Below are 21,679 nucleotides of genomic sequence, written 5' to 3' on the forward strand. Positions count from 1 at the left end.
CTACACTTTTAAAAAGAGCAACGCTCCACTCCGGCAAGGTACTTCGCTTCCGCGGACACGTAGTATCTTGCCGAAACGATTCGAAGCACATATCAAACAACAGGATAAAAAGAAGTCTATCTAGGGACAAATAACAACCGGCCTCTTCCCTTTTTATATAGTCACTTTCCAATTATGATCACAAGTAGCTTCAATTGTTTTTCTTTTTAAAATATAGTCTGCAATCAGCTCGGTCATGTCGACCGGAATATCTTTGACCAGCGGCTTGCCCTGGTACATATCGAAGTCGCCGGCACCACCAGCGCGGTAGTTGTTCATTACTACATCATACTGCTTATCAAGATCGATCGGTTTGCCGTGATAGTCCAGCTTGATTACGCGCTCCCCGACCGGATTGGAGATTTGCAGCTGATAATCGATCCCTTCCCACATATCATAGTTATAATGCTGCGGTTTTGGCTCGATAAAAGCTGGATTGACGGTGATTTCTCCATCCACGACCTGGAAGTATTTCGCGCTTTGCTCCAAGGCATCCTTGATATCCTGTCCTCTGATGCGGATGACGTTCAATGTGTTTGGATACACATAATTCGAAACAATGTCCCGCATGGTGACATTTTCTCCAAACCCTGGTGAATCATTATTGAATAGTGCGGTATTGGCAATATCCACACCTGCCGCATCCATTTGTACCTTATTGATGAATTCAATCAAAGGATTGTCCTGCAGCCGTGTTTGCATGGGATCATCTATCGTCATATCCCCTTGGATTTTCCCAATCGGACTATCCAGCCATTCCTGTGTGGCTTCCTCGAATTCAGCAATCAAATCCAACACTTCTTCGTCCGCCTGAATCTGTTCATCTATCTTTATTACTGCGGGCAGCGCCTGTTTCAGTTGCCATCCTTCACCGCCCTTCTCCAGTGACAATCTCACTTCTCCAAGCACTTGTCCATTGTTGCTTGGCTGGACGACAGCTATGTTATTGACCGTTTCGGCAATCGTGCGATGCTGATGACCAGTAATCAGCACATCGACTCCCTCAAGCTCCTCCACCATTTGATAACCTTCATTTTCACCGGTCAGCCTTTCGGTCGGTTCCCCGGTTTTCAAATCCCGTTCAAATCCGCCGTGATAGGAGACGATCATAACGTCCGGCCGCTCTGTTTCCCGGATAAATGCCACCCATTTTTTTGCCGTCTCCAAGGCATCCGGGAACTCCAGCCCCTCGATATTCCGCGCTTCTTCCCAATTCGGAATGAATTGAGTCGTTATACCGAGCACCGCAATTTTGACCCCGGCGATTTCCTTTATGATGTATGGGTCGCCAAATGCCGGTTTTCCCGCAGCTCCATCGACGACTGTCGCGGAAAGCCAGGGAAAATCCGCTTGTTCCACCACTTTTTTCAAATATTCCAGTCCATAATTGAATTCATGGTTTCCAAAAACCGAGGATTGATAGCCCATATGATTGGCCACTTTGATAATCGGGTTCGACTCCTCCTGTTTATACTTCGCATGGTAATAAGTCAGAGGACTCCCTTGGATCAAGTCTCCATTGTCGAGCAGCAGTACATTGCTTCCTGTCCGCTTTTGATTTACAAGGGTGGAAATTTTCGCGAGCCCGAGCCCTCGGTCTGTATGATCCCGGTAAGTAGTCGGATAGATGTATCCATGGATATCGCTGGTGACTAGTACGTGAATCTCTCTCTCCATGATTTCCCTCCTGTTAATGGTTATCTCCTGTTTCTCTAAAATATCATAACAATACCAAAATCTATTATAATCGAAATCGGGAAAATTTTTTAAAAATTTTACAAACTATTTACATCATATGACAAAAATTATGCTATAGTAACGGAGTAACACATTTTAAAAAATATTGGAGGTAGTTTTCCTATGTTGTTTAAGAAGCTTGCAACAGTTGGAGCGACTTTAGCTTTAACGGCTGGTATTATTAGTGGGTGCGGCGGTTCAGATGATGCAGAAGGCGCTAGCGGTGAAGGTTCAGAGGCTTATGTTCCAGAGAAACTGACGGTGCAATTCGTCCCTTCCCAGAATGCCGATACATTGGAAGCCAAAGCGAAGCCATTGGAAGAATTGCTTAGTGAACGTCTGGACATCCCGGTTGAAGTTAGTGTATCCACGAACTACAACACAATCATAGAAGCTATGGATTCAAAGAAAGTTGACGTAGGATTCTTACCCCCTACTGCTTATGTGTTAGCAAAAGAAAAAGGTGCAGCAGAAGTAATCCTGCAAGCACAGCGTTACGGTGTAGAAGATGAAACCGGACAGCCGACAGACGAGCTGGTGGACGGTTATAAATCCGAGTTTGTCGTTAAAGCAGACTCTGATATTGAAAGCATTGAAGACTTAAAAGGCAAAAAAATCGCCTTCCAGGACGTTACTTCTTCTGCAGGATATGTATGGCCGGCAGCAGCTTTGATGGATGCTGGAATCGATCCGCTTGAAGATGTACAAGGTGTCACTGTCAAAGGCCACGACCAAGGTGTCATCTCGGTTCTTAATGGCGATGTTGACGCGGCAGTTGTTTTCCAGGATGCACGTAACACGGTAGTGGGAGATTACCCGACCGTATTTGAAGATACGAAGATTGTTGAGTTTACTGAAATGATCCCTAACGATACCATCGCTGTCCGTTCCGACATGGATTCCGAATGGAGCGATAAAATCAAAGAAGCCTTCATCGACATCGGCCAAGATGAAGAAGGCCATGAAATCGTCAAAGAAATCTATACACATGAAGGATATGTTGAATCAGAAGACAGCAAGTTTGATATTGTAAGAGAATACTCCGACAAAGTAAAAACCGAATAGTTTCATCCGTTTTCGGGATTTAGCCTATCCAATAGTATGAACATACAGCCAGTCGATATTATCTCGTACTGGCTTTTCTTTTATGTAAACAATTAGGTATATCCAGCAGCTCAGATTGATTAAATTCTTGTAAAGGTTGGTATGAAGAGTGATAGAATTCAAGAACGTTTCGAAAGTTTATCCGAATGGTACTCAGGGATTGAAAAACATCAATATCAAGATAGAAAAAGGCGAATTCGTCGTTATTGTCGGGCTTTCCGGGGCTGGTAAATCTACTTTTCTCCGCTCGATCAACAGATTGCACGAAATTACATCCGGTGAAATCACCATCGACGGCAAATCGATCACGAAAGCAAAAGGGAAAGATTTACGCATCGCCCGCCGTAACATCGGGATGATTTTCCAGAACTTCAACCTGGTGAAAAGGTCGACGGTTATCCGGAATGTCCTGTCAGGCCGGGTTGGCTATCATTCCACCTTGCGGACAGTACTAGGCTTGTTCCCCAAAGAAGATGTCAATCTTGCCCTCAACGCATTGGACCGGGTGAACATAGTCGAGAAAGCTTACACCCGATCTGATCAGCTTTCCGGCGGGCAGCAACAAAGGGTATCGATTGCCCGTGCACTTGCCCAGGAAGCAAAAATCATCCTGGCAGACGAGCCTGTTGCCTCGCTTGACCCTTTGACGACGAAACAAGTAATGGATGACTTGCAAAAAATCAATCAGGATTTGGGGATCACAACCGTGGTAAACCTGCATTTCATCGACATCGCAAGGCAATATGCTACCAGAATCATCGGCCTGCAAGCTGGTGAAGTCGTATTCGACGGTCCAGTCGAAGAAGCAACCGATGAAAGGTTCTCAGAAATTTACGGCCGTCCTCTTGAAACACGAGAAGAGGACGAAGTAGAAGTAGGAGAGTCTGCCAATGAATCAAGTAAATGAACAAAAGATTCCGAAAGCACCCAGCAAACTGAAGCATTATTTTACGTTCATCCTGATTTTGCTGCTGCTTTGGGGCAGCGCCTACCAAACTGACAGCACGTTCAGCGAATTGATCGAAGGCTTTCCAAACATGTTTTCTGTGCTTGACCAAATGATTCCGCCCAATTGGGCCTACTTCGACAACATTATCGAAGCCATGCTCGACACCATCCGTATGGCCGTTTTAGGAACGACCATCGGGGCAATCATTGCCATTCCGTTTGCGATTTTCTCGGCTAGTAACATGATAAAGTCCACTTGGGTGTATTACCCTGTAAGGTTTCTTTTAAACCTGGTCCGTACCATTCCGGAATTGTTATTGGCGGCAATATTCGTTGCCATTTTCGGTTTAGGACCGCTCCCTGGTATCTTTGCCTTGGGTATTTTTTCGACCGGAATCATCGCCAAGTTGACATATGAAGCAATTGAAGGCATCGACAAAGGCCCTCTTGAATCGATGACAGCGGTCGGCGCCAATAAGATACAATGGATCATGTTCTCTGTGGTGCCGCAGGTTGCCGCTTATTATGTATCCTATGTACTTTATTCTTTTGAAATCAATGTCCGTGCTGCTGCAATATTGGGACTCGTCGGAGCTGGCGGTATCGGGGAATATTACGACCGGACCCTTGGCTTCCTGGAGTATGACAAGGTCAGCACGATTATTATATTCACATTGTTGGTTGTGTTAATAATTGATTATATCAGTACTAAATTACGGGAGAATTTACTATGAGCAGTGCAACTAGACCGATTAAACCAAAAAAGAATATCGTCAGACGCTGGGTTATCTTTATAGCGCTCGCTTTGTTGTATATCTGGGCTTTATCCGGTGTTCCGATTGAGGGATTCAAAGAGACTGCCGGACAAATCTCGAAAGCGATCGTCTCGGGTATCTTTTCACCGGATTGGGACTATGTTTATTTACCTGAAGGGGAAGACCTTCTGCGCGGCCTCCTGGATACTTTGGCCATCGCCATTCTGGGGACGTTCATTTCGGCCTTTCTCTGTATCCCGTTCGCTTTCTGGGCAGCAAACAATATGAGTAAATTCAAAGCCAATGCCGGTATCGGAAAGTTCTTCCTCAGCTTTGTCCGTACGTTTCCGGAATTGGTCATGGCCTTGTTGTTCATCAAAATGGTCGGACCGGGTTCTTTTGCCGGGGTTCTGGCATTGGGACTCCATTCCATCGGCATGCTCGGAAAATTATTCTCCGAGGAAGTGGAAAACATTGATTTCGGGCCTTCCGAAGCCTTGAAGGCGACCGGTGCCCGTCCGCTTCAAACATTGTGGTTTGCCGTGTTCCCACAGGTTTTGCCCGGTTTTATCTCTTATACCTTGTATCGTTTTGAAATCAACCTCCGTTCTGCCAGTGTGCTTGGTATCATCGGAGCCGGCGGTATCGGTACGCCGTTGATTTTCGCCATGCAATCCAGGGATTGGAGCCGAGTAGGTATCATCCTTCTCGGAATTATCGTCATGGTAACCATCGTCGATATCATTTCCGGATATCTTCGTAAAAAAATTGTTTAATAGTACCGACATTGTCACCCAATAGACAGACACCCGCAGAAAACTACAATTGCCGTGAAATCCAGATCGGTAGATTGTAGTTTTTCTGTTAAATCTTTTCCTTATTATAAGAACGTTGATTGATAGAAATGCTGTGTGGCATCTTGATTGATTGCTGTGATGCCCACATCATTCTCCTATTGCATTGATCTTTAGAACGTGCTTTTCTGAGGGTTCGGTGTTTGTAGCAGGCACAGCCGCCCACGGTAGCGTATTGTAGTTGCAGGCAAATTACACCTTCACTCTCCCGAAAAGTCAGATAGAATCCACAACTTGTCAGAAGCAGTCCTCGCAGTACATTGACTAAAAGCAGCAAAACCTTTATCCTTGATTGGATGGAATACTATTTGGAGGAATGTTATAACTTATGATAAATGTGAGCAATGTAAGTCTCCGTTATGGCGATAAAAAGTTGTTTGAAGACGTTAATATAAAATTCACTGCCGGTAATTGCTATGGCTTGATTGGTGCCAATGGCGCCGGAAAATCAACCTTCTTAAAGGTGCTTTCCGGAGAAGTCGAACCGCAAACCGGTCATGTGTCCCTTGGCCCCGATGAGCGGCTGGCTGTGTTGAAGCAGGACCACTTTGAGTATGAAGAATATGAAGTTCTGAAAACTGTCGTGATGGGCCATGAACGCCTGTACCAAATCATGCAGGAGAAAGACGTCATTTACATGAAGCCGGATTTTTCCGAGGAAGACGGCATGCGGGCTGCCGAGCTTGAAGGCGAATTCGCCGAATTGAACGGTTGGGAAGCTGAGTCCGATGCAGCCGTTCTATTGAAGGGGTTGGGAATCGGTGAAGATCTCCACACGAAGCAAATGGCCGACTTAACAGGTTCTGAAAAGGTAAAAGTGCTTCTTGCCCAAGCCTTGTTCGGCAATCCGGACATTCTACTGTTGGATGAACCGACCAACCATCTGGACATCCATGCAATTCAGTGGCTGGAAGAGTTCTTGATCAACTTCGAGAACACCGTCATCGTCGTTTCCCATGACCGTCACTTCCTGAATAAGGTGTGTACCCATATTGCTGACGTCGATTATGGAAAAATTGAAATCTATGTCGGCAACTATGACTTCTGGTACGAGTCGAGCCAGCTTGCTTTGAAAATGGCCCAGGAAGCGAACAAGAAAAAGGAAGAAAAAATCAAGGAACTGCAAAACTTCGTTGCCCGATTTAGCGCGAATGCTTCGAAGTCGAAACAGGCCACTTCCCGAAAAAAAATGCTCGATAATATTACCCTGGATGATATCAAGCCGTCCTCACGCCGTTATCCGTATGTGGCATTCACACCGGGCCGTGAAATCGGGAATGACCTGTTGCGCGTTGAAGGGATTTCCAAAACAATCGATGGTGAAAAGGTACTTGATAACGTCAGCTTTACCATGAATAAAGATGACAAGATTGCACTTGTCGGTAAAAATGAGATTGCCAAAACCACCTTGCTCCGGATATTGATGGGTGAAATCGAACCAGATGAAGGAACATACAAATGGGGAGTAACCACTTCACAATCGTATTTCCCGAAAGATAATACCGAGTATTTCAAAAATGGTGACTTAAACTTGGTCGACTGGCTGCGTCAATATTCACCTGAAGACCAAACGGAAACCTTCCTGCGCGGATTCCTGGGAAGAATGTTGTTCTCTGGTGAAGAAGCGTTGAAGAAATCCAATGTTCTTTCCGGGGGAGAAAAAGTGCGCTGCATGCTTTCCAAGATGATGCTCAGCAATGCCAATGTCTTATTGTTGGATGAACCTACCAACCATCTGGACTTGGAATCGATCACCTCATTAAATAACGGTTTGGTCAATTTCAAGGGATCTGTTCTATTCACTTCCCATGACCAGCAGTTTGTCGACAGTATTGCCAACCGCTTGATTGAAATTACGCCAAAAGGCTTGGTCGACAAAGAAATGAGCTACGATGAATATGTAGCAGACAAAAAATTGCAACAGCAAATAGAAGAAATGTACGCTGTTTGACTTGTGGAGGCAGAGACAACAGTGTATGTCTGTTCTACCCGCTAAAACCGAACGATTCCAAATCGTTCGGTTTTTTGATTACAAGATAGGAACCGTCTTCCCCCTTCTCTTTGGAAGCTTGCCTTCCCAATCCGGCAAGTTTCGCTTTCCGTGGGCACGGCTTCTAGTCACTGGCCATCAAAGAGTCCCTTCTATGTTTTTAGGTCTATATACCTATTTTGTGAAATATATCACAAAGTTGTTGATTTATCCTCCCGACGGGTCTATACTTGGTATGTAATCAATTGTGATTAATTTCACATGTATATGTGAATTGATTCACATGTATATATACTATCAATCCATTGGAGGATGATTTTCTATGAAAGTAGCAGTTATCGGATGTACCCACGCAGGGACTGCAGCAATAACAAATATTTTGAATATGTATCCTGATGCAGAAATTGATGTATTTGAAAAAAATGACAATGTTTCTTTTTTATCCTGTGGCATCGCCTTATATGTAGGCGGAGTCGTAAAAGATCCAGACGGCTTGTTCTATGCATCCGTTGAAGGCTTTGAAAAACAAGGAGTCCGAATGCATATGCAGCACATCGTGACGGAATGCGATACGAACAACAAAACCTTGGTAGCAAAAAACCTGAAAACAGACGAAACAAGAGAATATCAGTACGACAAACTGATTATCACCTCTGGATCTTGGCCAGTGACACCGCCTATTCCAGGAAGTGACCTGGAAAATGTGCAGCTTTGTAAAAACTTTCACCATGCCAACGAAATCATACAGCGTTCTGAACACGCCGAGAACATCGTGGTAGTCGGTGCCGGCTATATCGGTATTGAGCTAGTCGAAGCATTCGAGCAGGCTGGAAAGCAGGTAACGTTGATCGATAGTGAAAGCCGCATCCTTAACCGTTATCTGGATGAGGAATTCACCAGTCCGATTGAAAAAACACTTAGCGAAAAAGGAGTCACCTTGGCTCTCGACCAGACAGTCAGTTCCTTCCAGGGCGATGGTGGCAAGGTCACACAAGTAATCACCGGGCAATCGAGCTATGATGCAGATTTAGTCATTATGTGCATCGGCTTCCGTCCGAACACCGCATTGTTTACCGGGCAAGTAGACATGCTTGAAAATGGGGCCATCATCGTGAATGAGTATATGCAAACAAGCAAAAAAGACGTTTTCGCAGCAGGTGACTGTTGTGCCGTAGCTTACAATCCTACGGAAAAACCGGCTTATATTCCTTTAGCCACAAACGCTGTCCGGATGGGTACATTGGCTGCTTACAATCTATTGGTACCACGAATCCCCCATCAAGGGACACAGGGTACTTCTGGATTGAAGATCCATCAGCACAACCTATCGGCAACTGGTTTGACAGAAACCGCAGCCGCTACAGCCGGCATGCGAGTGGGAAGCGCGTTGCTGGAAGATACCTACAGACCAGAATTCATGCCGGAAAATACTATGCTCAGACTGAAGGTCGTGTACGAGATGGACAGCCACCGGATTGTCGGTGCCCAAGTCATCTCTGAAGGAGATTTCACTCAAGCAATGAACACATTGAGTGTCGCCATTCAAAACAAGATGACGATTGAACAAATGGCACTGACAGATTTCTTCTTCCAGCCACATTATAACAAGCCATGGAATTACCTCAATCAAGTATGTATCCAGGCAATGAAACAAATCGAGGAAAAGCAGATTAGACAACAAAAGGAGCCTGGGACAAAAGCATCGTGACCAAAATAAAACCGAACGATACTACCATTCGTTCGGTTTTTTGATGAGCAAAAAGCAAAACGTTCGGCTCTATAATGAATGTGGTGGTGCCCCCTGTCGTAGTGGCTGTTCCTGCAGTGTGCAAAAAAACACACGCATTCCCTCTCTCTTTGTTACCTTAAAGTTGCGACACCAAAGGAAAAAGAGAGGGATAGGAGTGCAATGTCATTTAATCATAGAATTATTGGGGATTAAAGATAAACAAGTGGATGTATGGGGTGTAGAGGAAGAAGACAGTGCTTTTAGGGTAGAACTCTACACAAGACAAAAACGACAAACGTGCCCGTTCTGTAAAGAGAAAACAAAACGGGTACATATATATCCATTTAATAATGGGGATATCGAGGGAATAAACAATACATAAAGGTTTTAAAACGAGATTCCTTAAGGATCAAATAGCATAAAATTTTATGGAAGGAAGTGGCTAAAGAGGCTCTATAAAGCGAAATAGCGTAGCAGAGGAAATAAGCGAGACTCCTGCGGAAAAACGGGCGGCCGAGACCCCGCAGCGGCCTTTGCGAGGAGGCTCGGGCGTTCGTCCGCGGAAAGCGAGTTTATTTCCTCTGCGGTCTGAGTAAAATAGCTATTTTTGGAATGAGTTTTCGATAAAGAGAGGGGGGAAGAAAAATCACACCCCCCATGTGACAGAGTACCAAACGTTCTCCCCCTTACAATAGTGCAAATTTCCACTCCGGCAAGGTACTTCACTTTCCGCGTATCTGGCCGTAGCGATTTGAAGCACACATCAAACAACAGGATAAAACGAGAATATATCAAGAAAAACCGAACGGATGTAGTATAAATTTACAATTCGTTCGGTTTTTTCTTTACTGGCCATGCTTTTATCCCGGCCTCTGTTTTACTTTCTAACTGCATTCAAATCCAAAGAAATCCTATTATGCATAGCTCGTTGTCTAGACAAGGATCCATTGCTAGTTATTCAGCAGTTGTCTGCTCCTTGCCGCTTGCTGCAGCTATCAATGTTTTGATTTCCTCACGGTTGTTTTGATGAAGGGCATCGACGATTTTGCTTCCCACGACCACCCCGTCACAGTTGGCGCTCAGTTCTTTGACATGTTCGGGAGTCGATACCCCGAATCCGGCAAGCACCGGTTCCTGGCAAATATTTTTCAAAGAAGCCAAATGTTCCTGCAATTCATCCTTGAAATCTGCCCTCGCTCCGGTTGTTCCGGTCACGGTGACCGCATACAAAAAACCTTCTGTGCGTCTTGCCAATTCCTTCAGACGCTCTGGAGGACTAGTCAAGGATGCTAAGCGGATCAAGGCAATATCGTTTGCCTGCAGCTCCTTTGCGACCAGGTTTTCTTCTTCGAGCGGCAGGTCGGGAATAATCAAGCCGCTGACTCCGGCAGTCCGGCAAGCTGAAGCAAATGCCTCTATCCCATATGCATAAATTGGATTCAGATAGGTCATAAGGACAATCGGAATCGAACGTTTTTCCTTGAATTGGCCGAGTTTTTCCAATATCGCACGAAGACTGACACCTTGTTCAAGAGCACGGATACCCGCCTCCTGTATTGTCGGGCCGTCTGCTACAGGATCGGAAAACGGAACGCCAAGCTCCAGAATGGTCGCACCGCTGTCCTGCAAAAATTGAACCCTTTCTTCTAAACTGTCCAAGCCGCCATCTCCGGCCATGATATAAGGAACAAACGCCTTATCGCCTTGATCAAGCACTTCCTGAAACGCCTGTTTTATTCGTTGTTTACTCATATGAACTCCCTCCAAACGCAGATCTCACCGTATCCACATCCTTATCCCCGCGACCAGATAAACAGACGACAATCGTTTCCGATGCCTCCATTTTTTTAGCCAGCTTCATGCTGTAAGCAACCGCATGAGCACTTTCCAACGCCGGCATGATTCCTTCCGTCTTGGTCAAAAGCTGCAATGCCTCCAATGCCTCCGCATCTGTGATGGAGTCATAGAGGACTCTTCCCGTTTCTTTCAAATGACTGTGCTCCGGCCCGATTCCAGGGTAATCAAGGCCGGCTGAAATCGAGTGCGCCTCCGTCACCTGGCCGTTCTCATCCTGCAGCAAGTAGCTGAGGGTGCCATGAAGAATACCGGCTTTTCCGTCCGTCAATGTAGCAGCATGCTTACCAGTGTCAATGCCCGACCCGCCTGCTTCCACACCATGAAGCGTTACCTGTTCATCTTCGACAAATGGAAAAAACATCCCCATCGAATTACTCCCGCCACCGATACAGGCTACGACTGCCTCCGGAAGTTTCCCTTCCTGCTTAACAATTTGCTTGCGTGTTTCAATCCCGATCACGCTTTGGAAATCCCGCACAATTTTCGGAAATGGGTGGGGTCCGACGACGGAGCCGATAATATAATGGGTATCTTCCACATTTGTCACCCAGTACCGCAGCGCTTCGTTCACAGCATCCTTAAGCGTTCCGCTCCCTTGGTCCACGCTCTCGACTCGTGCGCCAAGCAGTTCCATACGGAAAACATTCAGTTTTTGTCTTCGTATATCCTCTTTGCCCATGAAAATCACACAATCCAGCCCGAGCAATGCACAAACAGTGGCGGTTGCCACGCCATGCTGTCCCGCTCCGGTTTCTGCCACTACTTTTTTCTTGCCCATCCGTTGGGTGAGCAGGGCCTGCCCGATGGCATTGTTGATTTTATGAGCACCGGTATGGTTGAGATCCTCCCGCTTCAAATAAATTTTGGGACCACCAAGCTGGCGGGAAAAATTTTCGGCATAGTACAAAGGGGTTTCCCTGCCTACATATTGCTTGAAGTAATAATCCACTTGATCAATAAATGCCGGATCCTCCATTGCTTCTTCATATGCCTTTTCCAGCTCCAATACGGCCGGCATCAATGTTTCAGGGACGAATCTTCCGCCAAAACTGCCAAAATGGCCCTGGATATCGGGTTGTTGGTAGGTTTTCATGTTATCCTTCCTCTCCTGTGGTTTTTGCCGCTTGAATAAATGTGCGGATTTTTTTTTCATCCTTCATCCCTTCCGTTTCCACCCCACTTGATACGTCCACCGCATACGGGGTGACCTCTTGTATCGCCTCTCTGACATTATCGGCATGTAATCCGCCCGCCAGAATCAACTTTCCGTTCAATGATGGCAGCTCACTGGTCAGTGACCAGTCGAATACTTCTCCGTTCCCACCACGATATTTCCCGGCAGGGCTGTCGAGCAAAAAGTAATCACATTGATAGAAAGCCAGTTTTTTCAGGTCTGTTGTACTTGTGATTTGAAATGCTTTGATTACAGGGATTTTCAAGCTTTTTACCATTTCCGGCGATTCGTCTCCATGAAGCTGAGCATAATCCAGTCCGACGCGTGCGGCAATTTCCTCGACTGTTTCCGCCTGCTCATTGACAAATACACCGACTTTTTTCACTTCGGCAGGAAGTTTTTCTGCAATGGAGCGGGCCTGTTCCACACTAACCCGACGCTTACTTGGGGCAAAGACAAAGCCAATGAAGTCGGCTCCCCCGTTCACCGCTGCTTCTGCTGCCTCCCGTGTCGTTATCCCGCAAATTTTCACTTGCATGTCTACATCCTCCTAAAACTGCGGCACCCGCAAATCCTTAAATGTCTGTGCTAAATTTCCTGAACGCATCATGGTTTCTCCGACCAATATACCTTTGACACCGTGCTGCCGGACTCTTTCTACATCGTCTCTGTGCCGAAATCCACTTTCGCTGATGACCAATGTTTCCGGATCCTTGATGTGCGATGCAAGCCGTTCTGTAATACCGAGATCCACTTCAAATGTTTTTAAATCCCGGTTGTTGATTCCGATGATTTGCGCACCTATGCCTTTTGCCGTGTCCAATTCTTCCTCGTTATGCACCTCCAGCAAGACATCGAGGTCTTTTGCCTTCGCATACTGGTATAATGCGGTCAAACGCTCTTTAGGAAGAGCGGCAGCGATCAGCAAAATAACGTCTGCTCCATAATCCTTTGCCCGGTCGATTTGAATTTCATCAATCATAAAGTCTTTGTTCAAAATCGGTACTTCGACCTTCTGACGGACAGCTGCCAAATCGAGCATGGTACCTTGAAAAAATGGCTGATCGGTCAAAATCGAAATCGCTCCTGCCCCGTTGCCGGCATACTCCTGTGCCTGTTCAGGTGGATTTACGGCAGTGTTTATCACTCCCTTGGAAGGGGAAGCCCGCTTTATTTCTGCGATGATACCGATGGTTTCAGCATGGATAAACCGGTCATATAAGGAGCGTTTCGCTGTCACGGATGCACGGGATGCCGGCTGGTAGCTATGTTTCAGTTGAGCAACTTCTTTCGCTTTTTCTGCCAAAATTTTATCCAGGATAGTCATCAGCCGACCACCTCCTGTTTCACTTTGTTGCTGTAATCAATCAAATTCTCCAGCTTGGTCAATGCTGCTCCCGAATCTATGCTCTCCTTGGCCAGAGCCACGCCTTCATGGACGGTAGACGCTTTACCGTTAGCCAAAATCGCCAGTCCGGCATTGAAAACAACAGTATCCCTATAGGCGCCCGTTTCTCCTCTCAGTACTCGATTTAAAATATCCGCATTTGCTTTGGCATCTCCACCGCGAATGTCGGCATTTGGATAAACGGGAAGCCCGACCTCCTCCGGATGTAACGTAAACGGAATCAATTCGCCCTTTTCCATCAACACCAAATGATTTTTTCCAGCCAGCGAAGCTTCATCCATATAACCGGCGCCATTGACAACCAACGCGCGTTTTCGGCCCAGACGATGCAGCGCTGCAGCCATCATTTCCAGCATCTCCCGGCTGTATATGCCGAGCAACTGGGTTTCTAATGTTACCGGGTTTGTCAACGGGCCGATCAGGTTGAAAATGGTCGGGATCCGCAAGTTTTGCCGGACCTTCATGATTTTCTTCAGAGATGGATGCACATGTGGTGCAAACAAAAAGGCGATGCCGTTATCCCTCAGTACTTCCTGCATTTGCTGCTTCGTCAAATCGAGCGATACTCCGAGCTCTTCCAGTACATCAGCGCTTCCGGTTTTGCTTGAAACACTGCGATTTCCATGTTTGGCGACAGGGATTCCGGCTCCGGCTATCACAAATGCGGAAGTAGTACTGATGTTAAAGCTGTGAGAACCGTCTCCTCCCGTGCCACAGTTATCCATCACCCCATCGATTCCATCGGTAGCGGCAATCGATTTTTCCCGAATGACATTGACGAGTCCTGCGATTTCTCCTGCCTGTTCTCCTTTGATTTTCAACGCGGTCAAAAATGCACCAATTTCCGTCTCGGATGTTTTATCCTGGAACATTTCCTGTGCTGCCTGCTCCATTTCCTGCTGGCTCAATGTTTCCTGTTGCATCAATTTATCGAGATACCGTTTCATATACATCCTCCTTACGTGTTGTCGAAAAGAAATTGCGAAGTATCGCCTTTCCTGTTTCCGTACCGATCGATTCCGGATGGAACTGCAGTCCGTAAACTGGATATTCCTGGTGCTGGAGTGCCATGATTTCCCCGTCGTCTTCGGAAGACGCTGTTACTTCCAAACAAGTCGGAACAGAGGTCTTATCCACGACGAGGGAATGATATCGCATCACTTCCAGCCCATCGGGAAAGCCTGCAAAAAGCTGCGACCCTGTATGAGTAATCGTCGACGTTTTCCCGTGCATGACCCTTGAAGCATGGACAATCGAACCACCGAAAGCTTCCCCTATTGCCTGGTGTCCGAGACAAATGCCAAGTAACGGTATGTTTCCGGCAAACTGCTGTACCGTCTCGACACATATCCCGGCTTCACTGGGACTCCCGGGTCCTGGCGATAAAACGATTGCTTTCGGGGCCATTTTCTGAATATCCGTTATTTTTATTGCATCGTTGCGGACAACCTGCACGGTTTCGCCTAATTCGGAAATATATTGAAACAGGTTATACGTAAAGGAATCATAGTTATCGATTAATAAAATCATGTTGGTTTACCTCCAATAAAGATTTCGCCTTATTGAGTGTCTCCTGATATTCAGCTGCCGGATCGGAGTCAAAAACGATACCGGCTCCGGCCTGTACGTAAGCCTTGTCGTCCTTGATGACCATCGTCCGGATGGCAAGGGCCAGATCGACATCTCCGTTCATATTCAAATAACCGACTGCTCCGGCATACACTCCGCGCCTTTCTTTTTCCAGATCATTTATGATTTGCATCGCCCTTATTTTCGGTGCGCCGGACACAGTACCTGCCGGGAGTGTCGCCGCCAGTGCATCCAGTCCGCTATAGCCCGCCAGAAGGGTACCTTGTACTTCCGAAACAATATGCATCACATGCTGGTATCGTTCAATCGTCATATATTTCGGAATCGAGATCGATCCAACCTGGCAAACTCTTCCCAGATCATTTCTGCTTAAGTCCACCAGCATCTTATGTTCGGCAAGCTCTTTTTCGTCTGTAATCAATTCTCCTGCCAGTTTGTCATCCTCTGCTGTTGTCCTCCCCCGCCGCCGGGTTCCCGCAATAGGGTTGGTGATGACTTGGTCACCTTTCGTTTTAATCAAGCTTTCCGGGGAAGCACCGAGGACAATGTAATCGTCAAAATCCAGATAAAACATATACGGAGAAGGATTCGCCCGGCGCAGGTGCCTGTAAAAAGTAAAAGGATCGGCATCAAAGCTTGCTTTCATACGCTGGGAAAGGACGACCTGGAAGATGTCTCCATCGACGATATGTTGTTTCGCCTGCTCGACTCTTTTCATAAATTCCTGTTTCTCCAGTTCCGGCGTAAATTCGACCGGTTCCAAGAGAGAGGAATCATCCTCCTTCCCCATCGAAACCATACGATGCAAGTCGGATAGTCGCTGCTCCAGTTCCTGTTCTGCCCGTTCCCCCGTCATGTCGATAGCAACGAGGGAAACGGTATGGTGGAGGTGGTCGAAAACAATGACATCCTGATAAAACAGCAAGTGCATATCTGGCATCGCTATTTCATCGTTTGCCACATCTCCAATATCTTCGTATTGCCGAATTGCGTCATAACCGACGTAACCGACCGCACCTCCGTAAAACGGAAACGGAAGCGGCAGTTCCTCTTCCCTCAAATGCTGTTTCGCCACCTCAAGTGGCCTGCCGGTTTCTGTAAAAGCTTGATCGGATAGCGTATCTTTGATGAATGCTTGATTGCCATCCCCTACGATTTCCTTGTATGGATCTGCACCCAAAAAAGAGTACCGTCCTTTTTCCGATTCACTTCCCAAGCTTTCCAATAAAAATTTTCGTTCTCCCTTCAACCGTTTGAACACGGAGATTGGGGTCAATGTATCTCCATTCACTTGCATTTGTTTATATACCGGGATATTCTTCGTCACCGTCATTTTCACACGCTCCTTTTATAATGATGTAGCTGATAAATAAAAAACCCCTATAAACACAACTAACTGTGTTTATAGGGGACGGTTTCTGCCGCGGTGCCACCACTATTGAAGGATTATCCTTCCGCTTTTTCGAGTACGGGACCGATTAAAATGCTTCATCCGATACTCTATCCCTGTAACGTGGGAATGACGGTTCTTCCTACTCCACTTTCAGAAAAACTCTCGTAAGGCCATTCAGTTTTTTTATTCTGCCAGGATCCCACCATCCCCGGCTCTCTTGAAGAAATCAAAAAACTTACTCTTCTTACTCGACGATTTAATCACCTATCTAATTGTCTGGAACGTATAAAAAAAACGGGTTCCCTCTCCATATAAAGGACGAGGGAACCCGTGGTACCACCTTTTTAGCTATTTAAGAAAACAGCCGCTCTGACAGCACAAACCGAAGTCTGCACCTGCCCTTTTAACGTTGGGCCATCCGCCAAAGCCTACTGTTCCGTGAAGTTCGGTTTGGGGCTCGGAAGTCCATTCACACAGCCGACGTACTGGTTTCCAGCTGCCACCAGCTCTCTATAACGTCTTCGCATGTGCTACTCTTCTTCGTCTTTGCCAAAGCTCATTGAATTATTGTTTACAATCATAGTACGGTCTTTTTGTTTTGTCAACAAGATAACGGAAAATTATTTATTGTTTTCCGAAAATTCATACACATGGCTTAAACTTGCTTTCCGAATTCACCCTTTTTGCCGGCCCAATCTTACAACAGCCATTTGCTTTAAATTACCCGCCTGTTTAATCATCATGGGATAAATCCATGCCAGCTTTCCGTCGTGACGCTCTCTTCCGGTCATGTCACCATATCCTGCATACCAAAACGCTTGCCATATGAATTTGGAACAATAATTGGTAGCCAATGTATCCAACCGTGGATCGAAGACATACCGTTTTATCTCGCAGATATGGTCCCCCGCCCACCTGGCAGCGTCCTCTGCTCCCCTCATCGGCCGAAAAATCGTCAGATCGGTTCCGAATTTGTGCCGCGACAAATAGACCGCCAACCCTTCGTAAAAGCCGCCTTTGGGATGGGAATGATAGACAAGCCGGTCATGCCCCACCATTCCCACATGTCCAACCATGAAAGTGGACCTTCCTTTGGCAGAATAAAGCACGTCCCCAGGTTTCATGGCAATTTTCGTTCCTGGATAAAGCTGTTCACCAGACATATGAAGCTGTCCCAGGTCGGCATATGCGAAATCGATGGATCGTTTGGAAAATGGTAACACTTCCCTCTTCTCCTTTTTGCCTTTATATTTCCTTGCGTTTAATTTTTCCTTTCAACTCCCGCTCGATTGCCTGCAAATATTTCCGGTCTTTGGGCGCAACAAAGGTGATTGCCAAGCCTTCACTTCCTGCTCGGCCGGTCCGGCCGATGCGGTGGATATAGCTTTCGGTATCTTCCGGGATATCATAGTTAATCACATGGGTGACTCCTTCTACATCCAGTCCTCTCGCAGCAACATCCGTCGCTACTAAAAACTGTGTTTTCATTTCCCGGAACCGTTTCATCGCCTTCTCCCGTTTCGCCTGGGAAAGATCGCCGTGCAGTTCATCCGACAAATAACCATGGCTTTGCAAAGCGGCGTTGAGCTTGGCCGCCCTCCGTTTTGTGCGGCAAAAAATCACAGCCAGGAAGGGGCGGAACTGGTCCAGTACTGTACGCAGTTTATCCTGTTTTTCCCTATCCGTCGTTTCGATTACCATTTGCTTAATGCCTTCCAGGGTCGTATCGCTTCCCTTTACCTTGACGTTCCGGGGATTGGTCATATAATTTTTTGCCAGTGTTCTCACTTCTTCAGGCATCGTAGCGGAAAATAGCATTGTCTGCCGCTGTTCCGGCAGTTGTCCGATAATTTCTTTTATCTCGGGCATAAATCCGAATTGCAGCATCTGGTCCGCTTCATCCAAAACAAGCATGGAAACGCCGGAAAGGGTGATGGTACCGCGCCTGGTGTGGTCCAGCAGCCTGCCTGGAGTCGCCACCACAATATTCACCTGTTTTTTCAACTTGTTCAACTGACTTTGAATATCCTGTCCGCCATAAACAGCCAACGTATGTATTCCAGAAAAATGTTCCGCCACTTTATTCAGCTCACTCGTTATTTGCAGAGCCAGTTCTCTGGTCGGTGTTACAATCAATGCTTGGGGAGAATCGGCTTCCGGCTGTAAGTGTTCCAGTATCGGCAGTATAAAAGCCAATGTCTTGCCGGTTCCTGTCTGTGCCTGAGCAATCACATCCCACCCTTCATGCAGTAATGGAATCGCCTGTTCCTGTATGGGGGTCGGTTCATAAATACCATGGTCTTTTAAAATATCTGTCAGCTTGGCTGAAACGCCAAGCGAAGAAAATGTCGTCAACCTCTTCACCTCTTCAATCGGTTTCACTTGAAAGTGTTCCCTGCAGCGCAATCGATTAACCGCAGGGCAATCATTAATCCTATTTTAACCTGTCGGTGCTAAGATATAAACTTTCTTACAATATTGTAAGAATTTTATCGAAGATTGTTAGAATTTACTATGGAAAAGGGATAGGTCTTTGATTTACAATAAAAGTAAGAATTCAACAGGGGGAGAATGATAGTGAAGAAACTGTTAATCATCTTGTTTCTTATGTTGATTATTAGCTTCGGAGTAGTAGGTTATGTCCAAACGGTAAGTCCGGACGGGAAAGTAGAAATGGAAGCCGACAAAGGAACCCAACTACTCAATTAAAAGCTATTTTATAAAATAGAGAGATTTGCTTACAGCCGTGATATTTAATATGGCAAAAGCTTTTACGATAAAGAAAAGTGCAAGCGCCTGTTGGTCGCATTCGCCACATCCTGTGGCAACGTCAGCATGGCTCATACCGTGAGGGTCTCCGACAAGCTCTTAATCAAAGTCTCGGGGATAGGAGCTGGATCTTTGCTTAAAGAAAAGGCAGAAGCGCTGCAACGCTTCTGCCTTTTCTTTTACAGGGGGAATTTAATCAAGAATCGTGACTTCTACGGTTCTTCTGCCCCAGTCATATGCTTCTGATTTAGTTGGTACATGAAGGTCCACGCGGTTTCCTTGGATAGCTCCACCGGTATCAGCCGCAATCGCTTCGCCGTATCCTTCCACATAAACTCTGGAACCTAACGGAATCACTTTCGGATCAACTGCAATAACTTTCGCGTTTGGATTTTCATTTAAGTTGACTCCAGTCGCGGTGATTCCCGAGCATCCGGCACAATCGGAAGTATAGGCAGTAGATTCAACGGTTACCACTTTGCCATCTGCTTCTTTTTCAGAGTCGGGTGCCGGTTTCGATGCAACCTGTTCTGCGGCTTTATCCGCATCGGTTTCTTTTGCTGTTTCTTTGTCTACTGTTTCGTTTTCTACTTGCGGAATAACGTCAAGATTATTGGATTCTTCCACCAACAATTCTTGTGCCGGGAGAATCACAGAAGTTGATAGATTGTTCCAATCTTTCAACTCTGAAACACTCACGTCGTATTCGTCCGCGATGCCGAATAACGTGTCGCCTTCTTTTACCGTGTAAGTTTCTGCTTTATCTATTTCTAAATCTTGTCCTGGATGGATAATATCTGTGTCCAACCCGTTGAGATCTCTTAACGTCTCAACAGATACTTGATAGTCATTGGCGATTCCCCAAAGCGTATCGCCTGACTCTACTTGATAGTCTTCGGCGGATGCAGATGTTGCAGCAGTCCCTGCAATAATAAGCCCTGTAGTTAGAGATACTACGAATTTCTTCATCTGTGTTTCCCTCCTCAAAATTTCTGACAAGCCTTATAGTAACACACACAAAATGGTGTTGTGGTTACAGCCTATTTAAGAGTAAATTACAAAAGTAACCCTTTATCATAGACTTGTCATATTTGTAATTGTGGGGCAATAATCCTGGTTTTTATACATGAAAATGTAAAAAAAAACAGGTTTAATAGTGAGAAGGGACCTTTTTGCTAGATAAATTCTATGTTAATAGCATAGAAAAATAGGAAAACAACCCTTGATTTTCCTAAAAAAATTAAATTCTGATATCTCTGATAGGTTCTCATGAAAAATCCAATGCTTTTTCACGCGATGATCATCCACTGGGAGAGGAAATATCTTGCAACTTTACAATTTCTTTATGGCAAATTCATATTCTCTTAGTATGGGTTGGTTAAGATAATAGAGAATACCCCTTTGTGATGGAAGATACCAGCTACCTCCCGCAGCTGGGCTTCCATTTTTTTTGGGGGTTTCGGGTCCGTTTTTTCAAAGGCTTTCTCCTTTTGTAAGATTAGATTCCACCTTAACTTCGTGTTGATGTACTTTTCTTTGGTCCTTCTGCCTTTTTCTGAGCTTCATCGCCCCATGATGTACTTTTCTTTCGTTCATTAGCAAAACTTAAATTTTGCACACATCCAAAAAGTGACCAGGTCAAAAGCATGGCCACCAAAGCAAAAACCGAACGAATTAATTAATCATCGTTCGGCTTTCATGTTGGTCGCTATGCTTTTTCCCCAGGCTCTCCATTCAATCTAATTCTGTTATCAGTTGTTGAACGTCCGCTCTCGGTCTTGGTTTTGGAACTTTTGCCGGATAACCGATTTGCAGCATTCCTGCCACTCTTTCTCCAGGCTGTACACCGACAGCCTCCCGGAACGCGTCCTCCATGGTAATGGCACCTGTCTTCCAGATCATGCCGATTCCCTTTTCCCAAGCCAGCAGACTGAAGTTTTGGATCACACAGCTAGTGGCGGCATAATCTTCTTCACGGAACTTCGGATTATGGTTTTCTTTAATCGTGACAATCAACAAGGCAGGTACATTGGCAATCTTTTGATAAGCTTTTTCTCCATTTGCTTTGCGCTCTTCTGGATCGGCGCCTTTTTCGCCCAGCTTGCGATTGATTTCGGCTACCTTTTTAAGCGACTCGCCATGGACAAAGGTGAAACGCCATGGCTGGGTCATTTTATGGTTGGGTACCCAAACCGCCGATTCCAACATTTGTTTCAATTCATCCAATGGTACCGGACGGTCCTCATAAAGCTGAATGGAACGTCGGTCTTTCATTAATTCAGAAAGATTCATGATTTTCTCCCCTTTGCTTTATTATATAATTATATGAAGT

Annotated in this window: 20 protein-coding genes and 2 other annotated features; of the genes, 8 read left to right on the forward strand and 12 right to left on the reverse strand. The window is 45.8% G+C overall.

Going from position 1 to position 21,679, the window contains the following annotated elements:
- Positions 1-153: 153 nt before the first annotated feature.
- Positions 154-1,716, reverse strand: coding sequence for a bifunctional metallophosphatase/5'-nucleotidase (locus F6X55_RS12530; protein WP_153463699.1), 1,563 nt, complete (start codon positions 1,714-1,716; stop codon positions 154-156).
- A 183-nt stretch (positions 1,717-1,899) separates the two neighbouring features.
- Between F6X55_RS12530 and F6X55_RS12535 the strand changes: the two genes are divergently transcribed.
- From F6X55_RS12535 to F6X55_RS20080, 7 genes are all read left to right on the forward strand, one after another.
- Positions 1,900-2,841 (forward strand): phosphate/phosphite/phosphonate ABC transporter substrate-binding protein, encoded by a 942-nt coding sequence (locus F6X55_RS12535; RefSeq protein ID WP_152525558.1) that lies wholly within the window; start codon positions 1,900-1,902, stop codon positions 2,839-2,841.
- A gap of 148 nt (positions 2,842-2,989) precedes the next feature.
- Positions 2,990-3,787, forward strand: coding sequence for a phosphonate ABC transporter ATP-binding protein (phnC, locus tag F6X55_RS12540; RefSeq protein ID WP_026568690.1), 798 nt, complete (start codon positions 2,990-2,992; stop codon positions 3,785-3,787).
- Positions 3,771-4,562: a phosphonate ABC transporter, permease protein PhnE gene (phnE, locus tag F6X55_RS12545; protein ID WP_026568691.1), complete on the forward strand. Its 792-nt coding sequence runs from the start codon at positions 3,771-3,773 to the stop codon at positions 4,560-4,562. The genes phnC and phnE (F6X55_RS12545) overlap by 17 nt, the downstream gene beginning before the upstream one ends.
- Positions 4,559-5,359, forward strand: coding sequence for a phosphonate ABC transporter, permease protein PhnE (gene phnE, locus F6X55_RS12550; RefSeq protein WP_026568692.1), 801 nt, complete (start codon positions 4,559-4,561; stop codon positions 5,357-5,359). Before phnE (F6X55_RS12545) ends, phnE (F6X55_RS12550) begins: the two co-directional genes overlap by 4 nt.
- Before the next feature lie 406 nt (positions 5,360-5,765).
- Positions 5,766-7,388 carry an ABC-F family ATP-binding cassette domain-containing protein gene (locus F6X55_RS12555; RefSeq protein WP_153463702.1) on the forward strand — a complete coding sequence of 541 codons (1,623 nt, stop codon included), beginning with the start codon at positions 5,766-5,768 and terminating at the stop codon, positions 7,386-7,388.
- A 361-nt stretch (positions 7,389-7,749) separates the two neighbouring features.
- Entirely contained in the window at positions 7,750-9,135 is a 1,386-nt protein-coding gene (locus F6X55_RS12560; RefSeq protein WP_153463705.1) for an FAD-dependent oxidoreductase, read from the forward strand.
- Between the two features lie 196 nt (positions 9,136-9,331).
- Positions 9,332-9,538, forward strand: a complete 207-nt coding sequence (locus F6X55_RS20080; RefSeq protein ID WP_153463708.1) for a hypothetical protein — start codon at positions 9,332-9,334, stop codon at positions 9,536-9,538.
- Positions 9,539-10,110: 572 nt separating this feature from the next.
- Here the strand turns inward: F6X55_RS20080 and trpA are convergent.
- The 9 genes from trpA to F6X55_RS12605 form a co-directional block, all read right to left on the reverse strand.
- The gene (gene trpA, locus F6X55_RS12570; protein ID WP_153463710.1) at positions 10,111-10,908 is read right to left on the reverse strand and encodes a tryptophan synthase subunit alpha; all 798 of its coding nucleotides are present in this window, start codon (positions 10,906-10,908) and stop codon (positions 10,111-10,113) included.
- Positions 10,901-12,106 carry a tryptophan synthase subunit beta gene (trpB, locus tag F6X55_RS12575; protein ID WP_153463713.1) on the reverse strand — a complete coding sequence of 402 codons (1,206 nt, stop codon included), beginning with the start codon at positions 12,104-12,106 and terminating at the stop codon, positions 10,901-10,903. The genes trpA and trpB overlap by 8 nt, the downstream gene beginning before the upstream one ends.
- A 1-nt stretch (position 12,107) precedes the next feature.
- On the reverse strand, positions 12,108-12,725 hold the full coding sequence (locus F6X55_RS20235; RefSeq protein ID WP_237648660.1) for a phosphoribosylanthranilate isomerase: 618 nt from the start codon (positions 12,723-12,725) through the stop codon (positions 12,108-12,110).
- A 12-nt stretch (positions 12,726-12,737) separates the two neighbouring features.
- A complete protein-coding gene (gene trpC, locus F6X55_RS20240; protein ID WP_237648661.1) occupies positions 12,738-13,514 on the reverse strand; it encodes an indole-3-glycerol phosphate synthase TrpC in 777 nt (258 codons plus the stop codon).
- Positions 13,514-14,542, reverse strand: coding sequence for an anthranilate phosphoribosyltransferase (trpD, locus tag F6X55_RS12585; RefSeq protein WP_153463715.1), 1,029 nt, complete (start codon positions 14,540-14,542; stop codon positions 13,514-13,516). The genes trpC and trpD overlap by 1 nt, the downstream gene beginning before the upstream one ends.
- Positions 14,523-15,125, reverse strand: coding sequence for an anthranilate synthase component II (locus F6X55_RS12590; protein WP_153463718.1), 603 nt, complete (start codon positions 15,123-15,125; stop codon positions 14,523-14,525). The genes trpD and F6X55_RS12590 overlap by 20 nt, the downstream gene beginning before the upstream one ends.
- Positions 15,106-16,518: an anthranilate synthase component I gene (gene trpE, locus F6X55_RS12595; RefSeq protein WP_153463721.1), complete on the reverse strand. Its 1,413-nt coding sequence runs from the start codon at positions 16,516-16,518 to the stop codon at positions 15,106-15,108. Before trpE ends, F6X55_RS12590 begins: the two co-directional genes overlap by 20 nt.
- Positions 16,519-16,589: 71 nt before the next feature.
- Positions 16,590-16,839, reverse strand: a binding site (T-box leader).
- Positions 16,840-16,889: 50 nt separating this feature from the next.
- Positions 16,890-17,134, reverse strand: a binding site (T-box leader).
- 118 nt (positions 17,135-17,252) lie between these two features.
- On the reverse strand, positions 17,253-17,801 hold the full coding sequence (locus F6X55_RS12600; RefSeq protein WP_153463724.1) for a hypothetical protein: 549 nt from the start codon (positions 17,799-17,801) through the stop codon (positions 17,253-17,255).
- A gap of 22 nt (positions 17,802-17,823) precedes the next feature.
- Complete coding sequence (locus tag F6X55_RS12605; protein ID WP_051382155.1) at positions 17,824-18,933, reverse strand: DEAD/DEAH box helicase; 1,110 nt, start codon at positions 18,931-18,933, stop codon at positions 17,824-17,826.
- A gap of 222 nt (positions 18,934-19,155) precedes the next feature.
- On the opposite strand from F6X55_RS12605, the gene F6X55_RS20330 reads away from it, so the two are divergent.
- Positions 19,156-19,287: a hypothetical protein gene (locus F6X55_RS20330; protein WP_268744596.1), complete on the forward strand. Its 132-nt coding sequence runs from the start codon at positions 19,156-19,158 to the stop codon at positions 19,285-19,287.
- Between the two features lie 252 nt (positions 19,288-19,539).
- On the opposite strand, the gene F6X55_RS12610 is transcribed toward F6X55_RS20330, so the two are convergent.
- The gene (locus F6X55_RS12610; RefSeq protein WP_026568704.1) at positions 19,540-20,316 is read right to left on the reverse strand and encodes a 3D domain-containing protein; all 777 of its coding nucleotides are present in this window, start codon (positions 20,314-20,316) and stop codon (positions 19,540-19,542) included.
- A 765-nt stretch (positions 20,317-21,081) separates the two neighbouring features.
- A complete protein-coding gene (locus F6X55_RS12615) occupies positions 21,082-21,639 on the reverse strand; it encodes a nitroreductase family protein (protein ID WP_026568714.1) in 558 nt (185 codons plus the stop codon).
- Positions 21,640-21,679 lie beyond the last annotated feature (40 nt).

Source organism: Sediminibacillus terrae (genome assembly GCF_009602435.1).
GTDB classification, from domain to species: domain Bacteria; phylum Bacillota; class Bacilli; order Bacillales; family Amphibacillaceae; genus Sediminibacillus; species Sediminibacillus terrae.